Genomic DNA, 16,547 nt, shown 5'->3' on the forward strand with positions numbered 1-16,547 from the left:
GCCGCGCTGGTGTTCAACGTCTGACCTGCATGTTCAACCGTTCACGGATCTTGTTCATGGGAGTTGAACACGCCGCTCGGCGAGGTTTCGCGGGCGGGCGGGATTCCAAACCAAGGCCCGAATTTGTATTCCCTTAGTGTCAGCGCTTGTCGGCGGACGTGGCCACACCATCCATGCCGCAGACGCCCCAGCACACTCCCGAACCCGGCCCCGAACGCCCGCGCGTCGGGCTGTTCCTCGTCCCGACGCACCGGCGGCGCGTCCCGCTAGTCGACGCGGACGCCTGGCACGGCGTCGACCCGCATCGTCTCGCCTGGCTGATCCGGCACTACACCAAGCCCGGCGACGTCGTGCTCGACCTCGACGCACACCCGACCGTCGCCCGCGCGACCCGCTACCTGCACCGCCACCCGGCGATCCTCAACCCCGATGGCGACGCCAGCCGGGTCCGGCTCACCGACGTCCGTGCCCGGCCCGAGCGCATCCGGCACCTCACCGATCGCGGCGTCTCGCTGCTGCTGGCCGGACTGCCCCGGCCCGGCGGTGACCACCTCGGCCTGCGTGCCCTGACCGAGGCCATGGACCAGTGGCGAAAGCTGCTGCGCCCCGACGGGTTCCTGCTCACGAGGCTGCCCGCGCGAAGCCCGGAACCAGGGCGGATCTCCATGCGCAGCCTCGTCATCACCGCCGCCCGCGCCGCCGGGCTGCGCTACCACCAGCACCTCCCGGTACTGCTGGTCCCACTGCCGGAGACCGATCCGCGCAGCGACCCAGCCACCGCCGCGAGCACCCGGCCCGCGCTCCTCGACGGCCGGCACCTCCCCGTCCACCTCGACCTCCTGACCTTCGCGTCGACCACCACCGATCAGGAGGCCACCCATGCATGAGCTCACCCCCTCCACCGGACACGTCCTCAGCGTTTTGCCAGCCGACGGCGGCCCGGACCTCGCCCGGCTGTTCGAGCTGATCGCCGCGGGCGTGCAAGGGTCGGTGCTACTGACCGGGCAGACGTCGTTTCGTGGGCAGCGCAGCGGCCGCTACACCCCGGACTCGACCGCGCACCCGGCCAAGATGCTCCCAGCCATCCCCCGCTACCTCATCGCCACCTACACCGACGAGGGCGACCTGGTCGCCGACCCGATGGCCGGCGTCGGTACCACCATCGTGGAGGCGATGCATCTCGGCCGGCACGGCGTTGGCATCGAGTACGAGCACCGGTGGGCCAACCACGCCGCCGACAACATCCGCCTCGCCACCAGCCAAGGCGCGACCGGTACTGGCGAGATCTACACCGGCGATGCCCGCCGGCTACCCGCGCTCCTCCCGCACGAGATGCACGGCCGGATCGCCCTGGTGGTGACCTCCCCACCGTACGGGGACTCCACCCACGGCCGGGCCATCACCCCCGGCCCCGGTCGCGGGAAAGTCCGAAAGATCAACAACCGGTACGGCGCCGACGCCGGGAACCTCGCCTACGCCGGACACGACGAGCTGATCGACGGATTCATCCAAATCCTCACCGGCTGCGCCGCGCTGCTGCGACCCGGCGGACACGTCGCGGTGACCGCCAGGCCGTACCGGCATCGTGGAGAGCTGATCGACATCCCGGGCATGGTCGCGGCGGCCGGTCTCGCCGCCGGACTGACCCTCGTTGAGGAACTGGTCGCCTTGATCGCGGGAGTGCGTGACGGCGTGCTGGTGCCGCGGGCCTCGTTCTTCCAGCGCAAGAACGTCACGGAGGCGGTCGCCGCCGGCGACCCGCAATGGCTCATCCAGCATGAGGATCTCCTCGTGTTCCGGCTCGGCCCGGCCGTACCAGCGTCCACCGGGAACGAGACGCGCTGGTGACCAGAAGCGGTACCGACGAGCCGACCAACACGCCGCTGCTCTACACCGCAGCCCAGGCCGCGGCCCTCCTACAGGTCAGCCCATCATGGCTGCGCAGGAAGGCGACAGCCCGTGCGATCCCGTGCACCTTCGTCGGGAAGCATCTGCGGTTCTCCGCCAACGACCTAGCGTCGATCATCGCGGCGGGCGCCCATTCCCCCGCCGACCAGCGCCATCAATGATCATCGCAGTCTGTCGACCCGTGAGCCTTGACCCGCACTGACACGGGGAGCGTCCATGGTGGTCCGGCCCCGACCGCAGGGCCGGACCACCCACCAGCAACAGGAGGAAAGCCACCATGGCCTGGGCCGAAAAACGCGGCGACATGTGGCGGGTACGATTCCGCAACGCAGACGGCACCGTCGCCACCGACAGCAGCCACCCCACCAAAACAGCGGCCAACGCACGCGCCAACGCGATCGAAACCGACCAGCAGCGCGACGTGTTCATCAACCCGGAACAGGGCAAGATCACACTCGGCGCGTGGGTCGAGGAATGGCTCGATGCCCACGACGTCGGAGCATCGACATTCGAGCGGTACCGCTCGCACCTCGACATCCACATCCTGCCCCGCTTCGGCGACACCCCGCTCAACTCCATCACTCGGATGGCCGTCAAACGGTGGGTCAAAGACCTCAGCCGCAGCCGGGCCGACTCCACCGTTGCCAGCATCCTCAGCCTGCTGTCCATGATCATGGGCGAGGCGGTTGAAGAGCGGCGCATCGCAATGAACCCGTGCCGGCGGCTGCGCAACACCTCAGCCCATCGCCCAGAACGGCCGTGGGCCACCGCCGCCCAAGTCAACGAGATCGCCGGGCGCGTCACCATCCCGAACCGGGTAATGATCATCACGGCCGCGTACACCGGTCTGCGCTGGGGCGAACTGGCCGGACTACGCCGGCCCAACTGCAAACTCGGCGAGGGCCGGATCTTCGTCGATCCCGACGAAGGCGCCTTGCACGAGGTAGGCGGTCACTTGGAACTCGGCCCGCCGAAAACCCCCGCCGCTGTGCGGGACGTTCTCCTGCCGCCGTTCCTCATCGAACTGCTCCGCAGCCACCTCGACAGTCACGACCACGACCATGTCTTCACCGGACGTGACGGCGGCCTTCACCGCCGCTCCAGCTTCCACCGCCGCCACTGGCGACCAGCCACCGACGGCGACCCCGACAACGGCATCCCCGCTGTCGTGCGCGGGCTGCACTTCCACGACCTCCGACACAGCCACAAAACCTGGCTCATCGAAGACGGCGTACCGGAGGTCGCCCAAGCCAAACGACTCGGGCACCGCCTACCCGGCGTCCGCGGGATCTACAGCCACGTCAGCGCTGTCGTCGAGCAACGCCTCGTTGACGGGTTGCAGCTGCGGTGGGAGCAGACTCCCCCACCCCAACGACCGTCCGGAACGTGACAACATTTGCAGCCAGGAAGTGCTCACCGTGGGAGCGGGACAACCGTCGAACGGAAGTTGTCAGCCTTGGGGAGCGACCATGCTCCCCAAATGCTCCCAACGTAAGGACCAGACAGCAGTTGACCCGCTACCGGTGAACCGATAACGGGCCTTCTGACCTGCATGTATAGCTGGTGGGCGATACTGGGTTTGAACCAGTGACCTCTTCCGTGTCAAGGAAGCGCGCTCCCACTGCGCCAATCGCCCTAGCTTGGGGTGCCTCACCGTGGTGTGGCCTTTCCGAGGTGGGAACGGGATTTGAACCCGTGTACACGGCTTTGCAGGCCGTTGCCTCGCCTCTCGGCCACCCCACCGTGGTCACTTGTTCCCGAGCGGACGACGAGATTCGAACTCGCGACCCTCACCTTGGCAAGGTGATGCGCTACCAGCTGCGCTACGTCCGCACCGCCTGGCCTGTCTTGCACCCGGCGACGGATGCAAACTCTAGCCGACCGCCAACCGTCATGCCAAACCGGTATCCGGATCCGGCGCGTCGGGGTGGGGTCAGCCGGGTTGTGCGGTGAGGCCGGCGCAGGTCTGGAGGCTGTCGTACCGCTGGCTGAGCTTGGTGGCGGCGGCGCCGGTGAGCAGCTTGGGCTGGCCGGTGTCGGAGACGACGGCGGGCAGGAACTCCCGTTTGGTGACCTTGCGGTCCCGGACGGTCAGGCGCAGGACGCCAGTGTCGGTGCTCTTGGAGGTGCCGTACCAGAGGAAGTTGGCCATCCCGTAGGCGACGAACGTGGAGCCCAGCCAGCCCGATCCCTGCAGGGTGTGAGCGTGGGAGCCGATGATCAGGTCGGCGCCGGCGGTGGAGAGCTTGGCCGCGAAGGTCTTCTGGGCGCTGTTGGCGCAGCTGTTGCCTTCGTCACCCCAGTGGTTGAAGACGATGACGAGGTCGGCCTGGGCGCGGGCGGCGGCGACCGCGGCGGTGGCGCGGGCGGTGTCGAACGCCATGGCGATGCCGGGCTTGGCGGGGCCGGCGGCCCAGCTGGAGGCGAGCTCGCTGACCTGGTTGAAGCCGAGCACGGCGATCTTCACGCCGCGGACGGTGGTCAGCCAGGGCCGGTACGCCTCGTCGATGGTGGCGCCGGCCCCGAACGCCGGATAGCCGGCCTTGTGGACGGCGTCCAGGGTGTCGAGCAGCCCGACCCGGCCGTAGTCGAGGGTGTGGTTGTTGGCGATGCTGACCGCGTCGATCCCGGCCGCCTTGAGGGCCTCGATCGCGACGGGTGTGGTGCGGAAGTGGTACGTCTTCGGCTCCTCGGTCCCGCGGGACGTGATCGCCGTCTCCAGGTTGACGATCGTGAGGTCGGCCGAGGACAGCTGCGACGCGATCGGGCCGAAGGCGGTCGCCGGGTCCGCGAGCAGCTTGGCGGTCCGGTCCATGAAGTGCACGTCGCCGGCGAAGGCGAGCGTCAGGTCGACCGGGGTGGGCGACGGGGAGGCCGAAGCCGGCGCGGCGGTCGCCGGGGCGGACGACGGCGCCGGGGCGGAGGGCGCCGCGGTGGCCGTGCAACCGGCGATGAGCAGCAACGGCGCCGCGAACATCATGCGTCTCACGGAGTCACGCTATCGGGTGACCGCCCCCCTCGGTGAACGCCGCGCGACGATGCGCTAGAGTCTTCACCAGCAACGCGGACGTAGCGCAGCTGGTAGCGCATCACCTTGCCAAGGTGAGGGTCGCGAGTTCGAATCTCGTCGTCCGCTCCAAGGAACAGGATTCAAGCACCGCCTTCGATGGACCACGGTCCAACGAAGGCGGTTTTTCAGTAGGGCAACGCCCTCCGCCGGGCCACCGGAATCGGTGTGGAAGGCGCCTTCGCCAGCAGCCACAGCGGGTTCGAGACGCCCGCGACCGTGCCGTTCTTGAGCCGGACCTGCGAGCGCACATAGGTGCCGGGCTGCAGCAGCACCGACGTGTCGGCCGTGATCTTCGTGGACGGTGTGAGGCCGCTGCCGAGCTTGCCGGTGACGACCTCCAGCTTCGCGCCCTTCGGCAGCTTCGTCGCCGTCACGTCGACCTTCACGGGCGCCGCGCCCACCAGGACCGCGCCCATGTAGGAGACACCGCCGACGCGGAGGTCGAGGGCGCCGCGGAACGAGACGAGGTCGGTGAACCAGGCCGCCCCGGCCGACAGGGCGCGCAGCAGGTCGGCGCGGCTCTTCGACGGGGACCAGACGTGGCTGACGAAGTGGTCCTCGTTGGCGGCCCAGTCGGTGGCGTCATGGTCATCGCTGCTGCCCAGCGCGGTGAAGAAGACGCAGTTGCGGGCGGCGACGTCGTACACCCAGAGCAGATCCTCGACCGGGTCACGGCCGATCTCGACGAGGTCGGCGCCCAGGGCACCCCGCGTCACGATCAGCTTCGCCAGCTCGTCGCGCTTCGCCACGTCCATCGGATGGTTCCAGCAGACGAGGCCGCCGTGGGCGTGCAGGCGGCGGACCATGGACCCGGTCAGGTCGGGGTCGTTGTCGCGCAGCGGCGGGCTCGGGAACGGCGGGAGGGTCAGGTCGCCGCCGAACCAGTTCAGGTGCCTGACCATCGAGACCTCGAGGGCCCGGAACTGGGTGACGTCCGGGTAGCGTTTCGCGACCGCGGCGATGACCTCGGCGCGCAGCTGCTCGCCGGCCTGCCCGGCGCGGCGGGCGCGGTCGAAGGTGAGCCGGTCGACCACGAACCGGGCCTGCCGGACCTCCAGCGCCAGCCCCGTGAGGGCGTTGTCGCCGGCGGTGATGTCGGGCCACAGCGCCGCGATGTCGTCGCACAGGTCGAACGTCAGCGACTGCCACACGCCCGCCTTCACGGGGCGCGTCACCGTGCCGACCGCCTTGTCGGCCTTGTGCGTGACCAAGGTCGCGCCGCCGATGTCGTACCGCAGCCGCAGCACCCCCTTGCCCGGCTGGTCGGACAGCTGGATCTCCAGCGTCAGCGACCCCCCGGCGAGCTGCTCGGGCAGCACGTCCAGGGTGAGGGTGGTGTCGGCGACGCAGGCGTTCGCCATCGCGTTCCAGGCGATGCCCTCCATGCGCAGCGTGCCGCCGCCGGTGGCGCTCAGGCGCAGCGCCTTGCCGGCACCGTCGCGTGGGGAGTGCGGCGAGGCGACGAAGTCGGCGGCGTGACCGCGGGGCTTGCCGGCGAGGTGCTGTCTCCACGTCCAGCCGAGGCCGTGCTCGGGCTCGGAGGCGCCGTCGAAGTGCACGGCCCGGCGGTGCTCGGCCGCCGCGATCCGGAAGTCGTGGTCGGTCCACCAGACCACGTCGACCTTGTGCTTGCGGGCCTGCTCCAGGTGCGCGGCGTAACTGGCGAGGCCTTCGCTGAACGGCCCGTGAATGTGCGTAGCCATGCTGACCGGCAGCAGCGCGCCGGCCGAGGGTGCCGCCGAGGCGTCAGTGGCGACTCCCGCGCCCGCGCAGGCGGCCGCGAGCAGCACCGCGCGCCGGCTCAGCCCCGCTGCGTGATCCACTCCGTTGACGTTGCCCCGCCGCCGCCCTCACCCGCAGGTGAACAGCGAAACATCTGTGTTATGCGTCATTTGTACGATTTGAGGGCGGGACGGTCGACCGGGCCGCGGCGAACGGCGACGGTTCGGCTCCTGATAGTCTCATCGGGCCGTTCTTCCTTCGGCTTTCCTGGCTTCTCGCGGCGCATACGTGAAGGAGGAGCATGGCGGACACGACCTTGTGCACGTTCGCGGAGCTGGAGTTTCTCCTCCGCTCCGCCGCCGGCCCGCACGGTGAGCGCACGGCCGCGATGGATGGCGTCCGGCGCCGTCTCGCCCTGCAGCCCGAGGCGGCCACCGACATCGTCACCGCTGCCGGGGTCGCGTCGCTGCTGGCCCGCGGCCTGTGCACCGACGAGGGCGGCGATGTCGTGCCGGGCCCGCTGGTCCTGGGCGCGGTCGCGGCCCTGGCGACGCTGCACACGACGACAGAGGCGGCCGGGTCGACCGGCGACAAGACCATCGCGATGCACGTGTTCAGCGGCACCGCCGGCCGTGTCGCGACCTACCCGGGGCCGTTCGGGCTGTTCGGGATCGAGGTCCTCGACCCGGCCGAGCCGCTCGCGTCGCCGCTGGCCAGGTTCGTCGACCGGTGCACGGCCGGCGAGGGCGAGGCGGCCGTGGCGATCGCGTCGGACGGCGCGGGGGTCGCGATCGCCCGCGACGCCGACGGGACCTGGATGCTGTCGGCGGACGACGGCTCGGGGCCGCTGTCGCCGGTCGGGCGGGACGATGTCGTCGCCGCGCTGGTGTCGCGGTTCGGCGGCACCACGGTGCGGGCCGGTGCCTCGTGACGACGGTCCGGGCCGGCGCCGCCAGTGACGTCGGCCGGGTGCGCCAGCGCAACGAAGACAGCGCGCTGGTCGTCGACGGGGTGTATGCCGTCGCCGACGGCATGGGCGGGCACGCCGCCGGTGACGTCGCCAGCGAGCTCGCCGTCGCGGCGCTGCGGCGGCTCGCGGACCTGCCGGACCGCACCCCGCAGGATGTGCACGACGAGATCGCCCGCGCCAACGCCGACATCCTCGCCTCCGCCGTCGAACACCCCGTCCGCACCGGCATGGGCACCACGGTCACCGGTCTCAGCCTCGTGCTCGACGGCGACGCCGAGCGCTGGGCGGTGTTCAACGTCGGCGACTCCCGCGTGTACCGCTACGACGGCGAGGTCCTCACCCAGCTCACCGTCGACCACACCGCACCCCAGAGCGTCACCCGCCGCCGCGGCGTGATCACGCGGGCGCTCGGCACCAGACCCGCACCCCCCGCCGACCTGTGGGTCCTGTCGCCGGTGCCGGGCGAGCGCTTCGTCGTCTGCTCCGACGGCCTGCCCCTGGAGCTGACCGACGACGAGATCGCCGCCGCCCTGCGGGCCGAACCGGTCGCCCAGGCCGCCGCCGACCTCCTCGTGCACCGGGCCGTCCTCGCCGGCGGCCGCGACAACGTCACCGTCGTCGTCGTGGACCACCTCGCGACCGGTCCGGACGCCGGGCCGCGCACCCGTGGCGCGCACGCCGCCCCCGAGGACGAGGACACCGACCCGGGCCTCATCACCTATCTCGGCCTGGACACCGACCCGCTCGGCATCCCCACACGCCCCTGACCGCCCGCCGCGGCGGGCGGGCTGGCACCATCGGGCGATGCATCTCGGCATCGATGTCGGCACCGGCAGCACGGTCGCGGTCCTCAAGGACACCGACGGGCGGGTGGCGCCGCTGCTGTTCGACGGGTCGCCGCTGCTGCCGTCGGCGGTGCACCTCGACGTGGCCGAGGGGGTCCTGGCGGTCGGCGCCGCCGCGCTCCGGGGCGGGGCCGGGGATCCCGAGCGGTTCGAGCCGCATCCGAAGTCGCACGCCGCCGCGGAGAGCGTGCGGCTCGGCGGGGTGGACGTCCCGGTCGTGCACCTGTTCGCGGCGATCCTGTGGGCCGTGCACGCCGAGGCGCTGCGGGTCACCGGCGGGGCCGCGCTGCAGGAGGTCGCCCTCACCCACCCCGCGTCCTGGGACGCCCACGCCCGCGGCGCGCTGCTGACCGCCGCGTCCATGGCGGGGTTGCCGGCCGCCAGGCTCGTGCCGGCGCCGGTCGCGCTCGCCGGCGCCCTCGCCGCGCGGGTGCCGGTCACGTCAGGGCGGAGTTTCATCACGTACGAGCTGGGCGCCGCCACCTTCGAGACCGCCGTCGTCCAACCCTCCGCCGACGTCCCACGGATCGTCGCCTCCGCGGGCCTGGCGGGCGCCGGCGGCCTGGACCTCGACGCGGCGATCGCCGCCCACCTGCGCGCGGCGGCTCCGGGCGGCGACTCCGGCGCCTGGCGCAGGCTTCTGGACCAGGCACGGCGCGCGAAGGAGCTCCTCGCCACAGGGGTGCCCGTCACCGTCCGCGTCGCCGCCGGCGTCGACGTGACCCTGACCCCGGCCGACCTGGAGCGGATCGCGACGCCCCTGCTGCGCCCCACCGCCGAGCTGACCCTGCGCACCATGCGGGCCGCCGGCGTCGACGAGACGTCGGTCGAAGGCGTGTACCTGGCCGGCGGCGCCACCCTCCTGCCGCTCGTCGCGACCCTGCTCCACCGCGTCACCGGCATCGAGCCGGTCGCCGCCGAGCACCCGAAGCTCGCCGCCGCCGAGGGCAGCCTGGCGGTCCTGAGCGGGTTCCCCCGGCAGGCGGCCGCCCCCGCCCCCGCGCAGCCGGCGCCGAGACGGCCGGGCCGCGACGGCGCGCACCTGTGGAGCTGGCTGCCGGACCCCTGGGCGGTGGTGCCCGGCGACGTGTGGCGGGACGCGCCGGTCCACCCGCTGCACCTCGGCCTGCCCTCCGGCAGCGGCTGGACGATCCGCGCCCGCCTCACCGAACCCGAGCGGACCGTGTTCCTCGCCCGGGCCGGCGGCCCGCTGCTGTTCCGCAGCGTCGAAGGGCTCACGGAGTACCTGCTGGACGACGACACCCACGAGCTCGCCGCCGTCCCGGGCTGGGACGCCGCCCGCGACCGGTTCGTGACGCTCGTCGGCCACCCCGGCGACGAGGACGTGATCGACCTGGACCTGGTGCAGTACAACCTCGGCCACCCGCCGCAGCAGTGGCTGCCCGACCTGCTGATCGGCGCCCGGGACGTCGCCGTCGAGCTGGCCGACGCGTTCGACCTGCACGACATCGGCGCCCTCCTCGCCCCCGGCACGCTCCTCGACACCGTCGACGACCTGCTCCGCACCGCCGACCAGCCCTTCACCGCCCGATCCACCCGCCGCCGCCTCGCGACCGTCGACGCCGACACGGTCCGCGCCACCTGGCACGCCATCGCCGCCCGCCTGGACGGCGTCGCCGCCTGGTCCGACTGACCGCGGGGGCTTACGGCAGCCGCAGTCCGTACCGGTCGGCGGGATGGACCTCCTCCTCCGCGGCGCCGGTGCGCACGACCAGCACCGGCACCCCTTCCGGCAGGTCGAAGCGCTCCCGCTCGCGCCGCGTCGGCATCCGGGCCGACACGACCCCGCCCGGCGGCACGTCGAGCACGTCGTCGGGGATGCTCAGCGGCCCGCGCGTGGCCCGGCCCGCGACCGGACCGACCCGGATCGACTTGTCCGGGGCCAGGAACAGCAGCCCCTCCCGTCGGAGGACGGCGATGCCCTTCAACGCCGTGTCCCGGCCGACGCCGTGCTCGTGGGCGAGCGCACCGGCACTGGGGATCAGCGACCCCGGGCGCAGCGTCCCGGCCATGATCTGGGCCCGGAGGGCGTCGGCGACCAGCTCGTACCGTGGCGGCATGCGCTGACTGTAGCCACTAGGCCACAGGTGGGGGAAGCGTCAGTTCGCGGCGGCGCCGAGGGCGCGCAGCGCGAAGTCGGTGACCTGCCCGGCGGCGGCCTCGGCGGCCTCGGGCGACGGGCTGGCGGCCATCCGCTCCTGGAACGCCGCGGACAGCGCCGAAGTGATCGTCCGCGCGTCCGCCTCGGGGTCGGCCCACGGCAGCGACCCGTCCACGCGCCCCCGCTCCAGGATCGCGGCGATCGCACAACGGTGCGCGCCGAGCTGGCGCGCCCGCTCCGCCGCATAGCCGGCGGTGCCCATCAGCTCGCCGCACGACATGACGAGGACGCCCCGCCGGCGCCGGCTGTCGGCGGTCAGCGACAGGAACCCGGAGATCCACGCCCGCAACGCGTCCGGCGGCGTGGCGGCGGAGTCGGCGACCGCGGTCAGCTCCGCGTGGACCCGGTCGCTGTCGCGGCGGAACATCGCCAGCAGCAGCGCGTCCTTGGATCCGAAGTGCCGGTAGAACGCCCTGGTGGACAGGCCTGCGGCGGTGAGGACCCCGGTGACGGACAGGCCTTCGCCGCCGGTGTCGACCAGGCAGCGGTGCGCGGCCTCGATGATCCGCGAACGCTCGCCGGTGTCTGCGGTCACGGACATCAGCCCATGGTATCGCCTGCGCCACGGCGCGATCCGGTCATCGTGCGGTGAACGCGCCATCGGCCCGTGTCGCTGGATTACGCTGCGCCTCGTGAACCCGTACTTCGTCTGGGAGGACCACACGGCGGCGGACGGCTGGCGGCCGTTCACCGACCTGCTCACCCCGGCAGTCGCGGCGGAGCGGGTCGGGGTGGCGCGCGAGACGCTCCTGACGATGTTCGGGCTCGACCCCGCGGTGGTGCCGGTGCGGGTCGTCGCGTCGGTGACGTTCCTCGGTGTCGCGTCGCGGTTGCTCGCCCCGCCGCTGCTCGCCCCCCGCTATCCGGATCCGGGGCAGCTGTTCTGGAAGCCTGTGCCCGCCGGGCCCTGGCCGATCGCGTGCACCGCCCCGGCCGGCGGCGGCCCTCTGGCGCGCGACGCCTTCCGCGAGCGGATCCTGCTGGGGCTGGTCGCGCCGTTGCTCGAGGTGTTCCGGGCCGAGTTCCGGCTGTCGCCGAAGGTCCTGTGGGGCAACGTCAGCTCGGCCCTCGCCGGTGCCGCCGGCCAGCTCGACGACCCCGCCGTCTGGGCGTTGGTCGCCGACCTGCTGACCGCCGACCCGCTCGCCGGCACCGCCGACCTGCACGGCCGCGCGCTGCGCCGCCGCAACTGCTGCCTGTACTACCGCATCCCCGGCGGCGGCACCTGCGGCGACTGCGTCCTGCGACGGCCCTGAACCCGGCTCAGTCCTCGGCGGCGGTGCCCAGCAGATGGCCGTCGTGGTCGGGGCCGGCTCAGTCCTTGGCGGCGGCGCCCAGCAGGTAGTGGTCGGGGCCGGCTCAGTCCTTGGCGGCGGCGCCCAGCAGGTAGCCGTCGTGGTCGGAGACGGCTCAGTCCTTGGCGGCGGTGCCCAGCAGGTGGCCGTCGTGGTCGGAGACGGTGACCTTGTCGACGTTGGGCAGCTGGATCGAGCTGGCGCCCGTCACGCGGGCCGAGGCCGACGTGGTGCGGCCCCAGCACGCGGCCTGCTCCTCCTGGCCGCCGCGGCCCACGACCCGCAGCACGAACGGCCCCTCGCCCGGCAGGTCGGTCAGCTCCAGAGCCACCGACACGCCCCACTGCCGCGGCGTCAGCGTCGCCCGGCCCGACATGGCGCTGCCCGCGGCCGCGACGAACTGGACCACCGTCCCGGCGGCGGGCGACGATGACGGGGACGGCTGCGTCGACAGCTGCGTCACCGACTGCGGGACCGTCCGTGGTGTCGCCGTCGGTACCGGCGACGACTCCGGCCAAACGGCGAAGGCGACGGCTGCCAGCACGACGGCGGCCGTGGCGACCCCCGCGACCAGCCGCGCCCTCCGGCGGCGCTCCGGCAGCGCGGCCCGGCGCAGGAACGCGTCGAGGCCGTCGCGGGTCGGGGCCTCCAGCGGCACCGGCGACGGTCCGACCGGCAGCCGTTGCAGCAGCTCGGGCACGGGGGCGAGCCGGTCGACCTCCGCGCGGCACCCGGCGCAGCCGCTCAGGTGCGCGTCGACGAGAGCCTGGTCGGCGTCGTCGAGGCCGCCGAGGACGTACCCGCCGAGCAACGGACGCACCGCGTCATGTTCCCCACTCATCGCAGCACCCCCATCTCCTCGAACACCGCGCGCAGCGCCCGGACCGCATAGTAGGCACGCGACTTGACGGTCCCCTCGGGCACGGACAGGTGGCGGGCGGTGTCGGCGACGGTCCGCCCGTCGTAGTAGACCGACTCCACCACCTGCCGGTGCTCCACGGACAGCCGGTCCAGGGCGGCACGGACGAGCCAGCCCTCGACGAGCTCGTCGACGTTGTCGGCGTCGGCGACCGCGGCGATCGCGTCGGGGTCGTCGACGAGCCGGGGCCGGCGCTGGTCGGCCCGCCACGCGTTGCTGACTACGTTGCGGGCGATCGTCAGCAGGTACGCCCGCGTGGTGTCCCGGCTGACGTCGATCCTCCCGATGTGCTTCCACGCCCGCAGCAGCGTCTCCTGGACGAGGTCCTCGGCACGGTGGCGGTCGCGCTCGTACCGTGACACGAAGCCGAGCAGCACACCGTAATGCTCGGTGTACAGCGCGGTCATCAGCTCCTCGTCCCTGGTCAACCGGGTACTCCCCTCGTCCGCGCCGGTCCTTGAGAGGTGTACACCACCAAACGGTTGCGGGTTCAACCACCTGCCGCATTCCGCCTCAAGGCCGCCCCGGGAGGCTGGCGGGTGCTGGCTCTTGCCGGCCTCGCGCTCATCGTCGCCCAGCGCGGCGACGTCGACGACCTCCCGAACTTCCGCTCAGGCTGCGGCGCCTGCTGCCGCGTCACGTATGCAGCCCAGGTGCTCCGAGTGACACCGAGAAAGCGCGCACAGTCGTCCGCCGTCCACCGATCGTCAGGCAAAGTCAGTCGGTTCCATCGTCCCGTTCATTGCGTCCCACCGTTCGGCACCACACAAGCCGCCACAGCACACTGTCGATCGTGCAGGTGCATGCCGTCATTGACTTGTTCGCGATCCGGCGTCGAGTCAAGGGAGAAGATGTCGCCTGACGGGCCGCTGCGCGCCGCTCGGGGCACGCCGCACCTTGCCGCTTCGCTCCCGGCGCGGCGACCCCGGCTGCGCGAGGTCCAGCGGGCACACCGAAGCCCCGGCCATCCTCACCGCGAGGGACCGGGGCAACGTCGAGCACGGTTACGAACGTGCGTCAGACCTTGCTGCCATTGCCGACGGAGCGGGAGGCTGCGGCCGGCCGCCGCACCGGACTGCGCCAGGTCCGTCGCGTACCTTGACAGCGACTTCGCAGTCGAGGCCATCGCGGCAGCCGCAATTCTCGCGTCGCAACTGCCTGGCGGACCGACGACGGCGTCGTTGGGTGCCGACTTCATCACCGCAGATGGCGGGTTCGACGTACCGACCGATCTTCCGCCCCTCGCATTGCGCGCATTGGACCGAGTCGTCGCCGAGAACTCCGAGTGGCGCTCGCTCTGGGAAGAGAACAGCCGTTTCGAGGAACTCGTCGGCGTGCTTGCACCCATCCGGTCCGTCCTTGAGCGTGCCGGTGACTGACACCGGACGTTCCTCGTCGGCCGGCAAGGTGGTGGCGACTCCCAGGCGGTCGTTCGGGTCGCGTCGGCAGATGCCACCCCTGCCCGACTCTGGGAGAAGTCTGGGAGACGATCTTGCAGATTGATCCCGAGAACGCCCACGGAGACCGACCGGCGCCAACGCTCTGAGCAGGGTAAACAGGATGAGCACCAGTGCGTTGACCTGGGTCCGTACCTCGGGTTTCAGGACGGGCCCGACGAGACCTTCCCGCCGAGCGACCGCAGGACGAGCCTGACCACCGCGGCGCGACGCACGTCCGCCAGTGCGACTGGTCCCGCTTGCGGCTGGCAGCGTCGATCCGCCGCGACGACGCGTATGGATGAGCGCGCCTGTGATGGTGACCCGGCAGGGCGCAGTACACGAGCGGCGTCAACGTGACGTTCATGCAGGCCGACTCCGGGAAGGCGCCGATGCCACGGTGACCATGAGGAGCACCTCGCGGTGGGTGGGGTGTGGCGCAGAATGCGACCGTGGTGGCGAGCGTGGAGCGCTCCTGGGCACGCATCGTGCGGTGGCTGTCGGCCAACGCGGCGGAGCACGTCGATGCCATCGGGGCTCCGGCCGGTCCGCGGGCGGTCGAGGCCGTCGAGCGGGCCTTGGGGTGCCGCTTCCCGACGATCTCAGGCGGTGGTGGCTGCTGGCCGACGGCATCAGCGGCACGCTCCTGTGCCTGCCTCCGGGTGCACGCCACGTTCGACCACCGGGGCCCTGCGCGACAGGCGGATGCGCCTGGACGGTTGGCGCAGGGTGGGCGAGAGCACGGCCTCTGACGGTCCCGCCGGGGAGCCGTCGCTGGCCTACCTCGACCTGTTCCTCACGATCGCCAAGGACCACTGCGGCGTCTACCTGTACGTAGACCTCCGGGACGACCCACGTCGAGGCGGCGTCGGCTACTGCTCCGGCGAGGAGAACCACGACGAACCGGTGTGGGCCAGCACCGCGCACCTGCTCGAGGACGTCGCCGGCGCCATGGACGGTGCAGTGCCGTGCATGTACGGCAAGTGGCTGCCGGAGCCGGACCCGACCTTCGGGGTGGAGTGGCATCAGGTCTGACGCTGCACAGCGTCACTGGTCTCCGCATGAGCATCCCTGAACGCACCGACCAGCGGGCCAACCACCGCCGGCGAGGCAGCCGCGGTGGTCGCCCACCGGTCTTCGACGGTCCGCCACAATCACCGCGATGCGACCCGTCGCCACCCGCTATGACAAGACCACTGCGTTCCACCAGGGCGACGGGCGTCCAGATCCTTATCTATGGGTCCATGTCCTATCGTTCCGCGTACAGCGAGCGGCTAGTAGCATTACCGAAGGTCAATGCCGTTCTGGCGAATCCTCGGAGGTGGCTGTGGGCGTCGGCTGGGAGCCGGATACCGCGGCAAGATTCTTGCGTCGCTGGGGCAGGTCCCCCGAAGAGTTGGACGCGACCGGTGGGGACAACGGCTGCCCCGACATCTGGGAACTCGACAACGGCGACATTGCGATTGTCGGCCGTGACCTGACTGACCACTACCGACCACTGTTGCCTGCCGATGCAACTGTCGGACCGGGTGAGCGGGTAGTGATCATCCCACGCCGCACAATGCTGGCCGCGCGTACCGACATCCCAGATGTCTGACCTTCTTGATGGCGTCAACAGCGAGCTGTTGCCGCTAGGCGACTACTTCTCCGCTTTCGATCGGGACTTTTGGTCGATCAAAGAGGGGGATTTCTGGAAGCTGGAACGCCAACAGCACTTTCGCGAACCGGGCGATGACAGCTGGCAAGCGTTCGCCGACGGCAACTGGAGCGAGGCGCTGCGGCTGCTGGATGCTCGTCGCGACGACTTCGCCGACTACTACCGAAAGATTGCCGCACACGGCTTCGCCACCTATCGGGTCCGGGTCGTTGAGCAGCCGATCATCCCGTACCTGCAGTGGGAACTGCACCTGCTGCACGCCCGTGAGCGGACCGGCGCGTTGATCCGGGTCATCGGCCCCGACAAGATCGCTGAACTGGAATCAGACGGATTGTTGCCGGAGTTCGCCACGCTCGGCTCGACGATGCTGTACCAGCCCGTCTACGACGAGCACGGAGTCCTGTGCGCGGGCCGCAGATTCCGCGACCGCGGCCTGGTCGATCGCTGCCGGCGGCTTACTCAAACACTCTATGCCGAGGGCGAACCCCTGGCCTCATTCTTCGAAAGGGAGATCTCCCCATTGCCCCCACCGACACCCTGACC

The 16,547-nt window shown here is 71.4% G+C and carries 18 protein-coding genes and 4 tRNA genes; 13 read left to right on the forward strand and 9 right to left on the reverse strand.

From position 1 onward, the window contains the following. Positions 1-146: 146 nt before the first annotated feature. The 4 genes from ABZ321_RS31065 to ABZ321_RS31080 all read left to right on the forward strand — a co-directional run bounded on the left by ABZ321_RS31065 (position 147) and on the right by ABZ321_RS31080 (position 3,298). Positions 147-887 (forward strand): hypothetical protein, encoded by a 741-nt coding sequence (locus tag ABZ321_RS31065; protein WP_354897882.1) that lies wholly within the window; start codon positions 147-149, stop codon positions 885-887. After that, positions 880-1,848: a DNA methyltransferase gene (locus ABZ321_RS31070; RefSeq protein ID WP_354897885.1), complete on the forward strand. Its 969-nt coding sequence runs from the start codon at positions 880-882 to the stop codon at positions 1,846-1,848. Before ABZ321_RS31065 ends, ABZ321_RS31070 begins: the two co-directional genes overlap by 8 nt. Next, positions 1,845-2,069, forward strand: a complete 225-nt coding sequence (locus ABZ321_RS31075) for a helix-turn-helix domain-containing protein (protein WP_354897888.1) — start codon at positions 1,845-1,847, stop codon at positions 2,067-2,069. The genes ABZ321_RS31070 and ABZ321_RS31075 overlap by 4 nt, the downstream gene beginning before the upstream one ends. Before the next feature lie 116 nt (positions 2,070-2,185). After that, positions 2,186-3,298 carry a site-specific integrase gene (locus tag ABZ321_RS31080; protein WP_354897891.1) on the forward strand — a complete coding sequence of 371 codons (1,113 nt, stop codon included), beginning with the start codon at positions 2,186-2,188 and terminating at the stop codon, positions 3,296-3,298. 171 nt (positions 3,299-3,469) lie between these two features. Here ABZ321_RS31080 and ABZ321_RS31085 read toward each other — a convergent pair. The 4 genes from ABZ321_RS31085 to ABZ321_RS31100 form a co-directional block, all read right to left on the reverse strand. Continuing rightward, positions 3,470-3,544, reverse strand: a tRNA-Val gene (locus ABZ321_RS31085). Positions 3,545-3,580: 36 nt separating this feature from the next. Beyond that, positions 3,581-3,651 (reverse strand) — tRNA-Cys (locus tag ABZ321_RS31090). 17 nt (positions 3,652-3,668) lie between these two features. After that, positions 3,669-3,741 (reverse strand) — tRNA-Gly (locus tag ABZ321_RS31095). Positions 3,742-3,841: 100 nt separating this feature from the next. Continuing rightward, positions 3,842-4,888, reverse strand: a complete 1,047-nt coding sequence (locus tag ABZ321_RS31100; RefSeq protein WP_354898103.1) for a CapA family protein — start codon at positions 4,886-4,888, stop codon at positions 3,842-3,844. Between the two features lie 83 nt (positions 4,889-4,971). On the opposite strand from ABZ321_RS31100, the gene ABZ321_RS31105 reads away from it, so the two are divergent. Further along, positions 4,972-5,047, forward strand: a tRNA-Gly gene (locus tag ABZ321_RS31105). A 56-nt stretch (positions 5,048-5,103) separates the two neighbouring features. Here ABZ321_RS31105 and ABZ321_RS31110 read toward each other — a convergent pair. Continuing rightward, positions 5,104-6,801, reverse strand: a complete 1,698-nt coding sequence (locus ABZ321_RS31110) for a hypothetical protein (RefSeq protein WP_354897894.1) — start codon at positions 6,799-6,801, stop codon at positions 5,104-5,106. 200 nt (positions 6,802-7,001) lie between these two features. Here ABZ321_RS31110 and ABZ321_RS31115 point away from each other — a divergent pair, with 200 nt between their 5' ends. Genes ABZ321_RS31115 through ABZ321_RS31125 form a run of 3 tightly spaced genes read left to right on the forward strand, consistent with a single transcriptional unit; the run spans position 7,002 to position 10,169 of the window. Continuing rightward, on the forward strand, positions 7,002-7,631 hold the full coding sequence (locus tag ABZ321_RS31115; protein ID WP_344503278.1) for a hypothetical protein: 630 nt from the start codon (positions 7,002-7,004) through the stop codon (positions 7,629-7,631). Then, entirely contained in the window at positions 7,628-8,437 is an 810-nt protein-coding gene (locus ABZ321_RS31120; RefSeq protein ID WP_344503277.1) for a protein phosphatase 2C domain-containing protein, read from the forward strand. Before ABZ321_RS31115 ends, ABZ321_RS31120 begins: the two co-directional genes overlap by 4 nt. Before the next feature lie 37 nt (positions 8,438-8,474). After that, positions 8,475-10,169, forward strand: a complete 1,695-nt coding sequence (locus ABZ321_RS31125) for an Hsp70 family protein (protein ID WP_354897898.1) — start codon at positions 8,475-8,477, stop codon at positions 10,167-10,169. A 10-nt stretch (positions 10,170-10,179) separates the two neighbouring features. On the opposite strand, the gene ABZ321_RS31130 is transcribed toward ABZ321_RS31125, so the two are convergent. Continuing rightward, entirely contained in the window at positions 10,180-10,596 is a 417-nt protein-coding gene (locus ABZ321_RS31130; protein WP_344503274.1) for a GntR family transcriptional regulator, read from the reverse strand. Between the two features lie 39 nt (positions 10,597-10,635). Then, positions 10,636-11,238 (reverse strand): TetR/AcrR family transcriptional regulator, encoded by a 603-nt coding sequence (locus ABZ321_RS31135; RefSeq protein ID WP_354897901.1) that lies wholly within the window; start codon positions 11,236-11,238, stop codon positions 10,636-10,638. Positions 11,239-11,329: 91 nt separating this feature from the next. Between ABZ321_RS31135 and ABZ321_RS31140 the strand changes: the two genes are divergently transcribed. Next, positions 11,330-11,953: a (2Fe-2S)-binding protein gene (locus ABZ321_RS31140; RefSeq protein ID WP_354897904.1), complete on the forward strand. Its 624-nt coding sequence runs from the start codon at positions 11,330-11,332 to the stop codon at positions 11,951-11,953. 154 nt (positions 11,954-12,107) lie between these two features. Here ABZ321_RS31140 and ABZ321_RS31145 read toward each other — a convergent pair whose 3' ends face one another. Beyond that, positions 12,108-12,833 carry a zf-HC2 domain-containing protein gene (locus tag ABZ321_RS31145; protein WP_354897907.1) on the reverse strand — a complete coding sequence of 242 codons (726 nt, stop codon included), beginning with the start codon at positions 12,831-12,833 and terminating at the stop codon, positions 12,108-12,110. After that, complete coding sequence (locus tag ABZ321_RS31150) at positions 12,830-13,339, reverse strand: sigma-70 family RNA polymerase sigma factor (protein ID WP_344503270.1); 510 nt, start codon at positions 13,337-13,339, stop codon at positions 12,830-12,832. Before ABZ321_RS31150 ends, ABZ321_RS31145 begins: the two co-directional genes overlap by 4 nt. A 423-nt stretch (positions 13,340-13,762) precedes the next feature. Between ABZ321_RS31150 and ABZ321_RS31155 the strand changes: the two genes are divergently transcribed. The 4 genes from ABZ321_RS31155 to ABZ321_RS31170 all read left to right on the forward strand — a co-directional run bounded on the left by ABZ321_RS31155 (position 13,763) and on the right by ABZ321_RS31170 (position 16,545). Further along, the gene (locus tag ABZ321_RS31155; RefSeq protein ID WP_354897910.1) at positions 13,763-14,290 is read left to right on the forward strand and encodes a DUF4259 domain-containing protein; all 528 of its coding nucleotides are present in this window, start codon (positions 13,763-13,765) and stop codon (positions 14,288-14,290) included. A gap of 786 nt (positions 14,291-15,076) precedes the next feature. Next, complete coding sequence (locus ABZ321_RS31160) at positions 15,077-15,382, forward strand: hypothetical protein (protein ID WP_354897913.1); 306 nt, start codon at positions 15,077-15,079, stop codon at positions 15,380-15,382. Positions 15,383-15,509: 127 nt separating this feature from the next. Beyond that, a complete protein-coding gene (locus ABZ321_RS31165; protein ID WP_354897916.1) occupies positions 15,510-15,944 on the forward strand; it encodes a hypothetical protein in 435 nt (144 codons plus the stop codon). Continuing rightward, the gene (locus tag ABZ321_RS31170; protein WP_354897919.1) at positions 15,937-16,545 is read left to right on the forward strand and encodes a DUF6879 family protein; all 609 of its coding nucleotides are present in this window, start codon (positions 15,937-15,939) and stop codon (positions 16,543-16,545) included. Before ABZ321_RS31165 ends, ABZ321_RS31170 begins: the two co-directional genes overlap by 8 nt. Positions 16,546-16,547: the final 2 nt, after the last annotated feature.

It is taken from the genome of Dactylosporangium sp. NPDC006015, from assembly GCF_040614215.1.
GTDB lineage: Bacteria > Actinomycetota > Actinomycetes > Mycobacteriales > Micromonosporaceae > Dactylosporangium > Dactylosporangium maewongense.